This is a genomic window from Phocaeicola sp. RTP21198st1_B8_RTP21198_201120, assembly GCF_040929485.1.
Taxonomy (GTDB): domain Bacteria; phylum Bacteroidota; class Bacteroidia; order Bacteroidales; family Bacteroidaceae; genus Phocaeicola; species Phocaeicola dorei.
In genome coordinates this window covers 782-1387 of record NZ_JBCOCI010000356.1, presented here as the reverse complement: position 1 = coordinate 1387, position 606 = coordinate 782, and the positions used below count along the sequence as shown (strand labels likewise).

Sequence of the window (606 nt, the reverse complement as noted above, 5' to 3'; positions counted from 1 at the left end):
GACTTGTACAATCTTGCTGGTGAAATTATAACTTTCTCAAAAGTTCCAGTGGAAGTCTTTAATAATATACCTAATTCAGTACATAACTCTATGAGTTTTTATACGAGTGAAGAAAGCTGGTATACGAATGCAAAGGGAACATATAGAAGAAATGATTTGAGCTTATGGAATAGCAAAGTAGGAAAGAAAACGATTTTTGACCCCTGCCCGGATGGTTGGAGGGTGCCTGTTGGTAAAGATGGGGAGTATGAATCTCCATGGGAACAGGCTAAAAAAAATGTTACGCCTTTGGTGCGTTATAAAGGATTTTCTCTCAAGGGTATTTATTATCCTGCAGCAGGTTATCGTGAACTATTAACAGGGAATATGCCAAATAATTCTTTCTTGGATAATGCATTATATTGGGCGGGGAATATTCCGTCTTTATATAGACAGCCTAGTATAATGCGTTATACATTAATAGATTCTACAGGTTATTCCTTTTCTATAAGTGTTGCGTGGGATGCTTATGGCGGTTCTGTACGATGTGTGAAAGAATAAAATGGAGGTTACTATGATAAATAAATTATTTGCATTTTTCTTTATAGCATACTTATTATCTTCATG

1 pseudogene is annotated in these 606 nt (G+C 35.5%); it reads left to right on the top strand.

Features of this window, described 5'->3' with window-relative positions:
* Positions 1 to 540 (top strand): annotated as a pseudogene (locus tag AB5935_RS26255) (hypothetical protein); the annotation flags it as partial.
* Between the last annotated feature and the right edge of the window lie 66 nt (positions 541 to 606).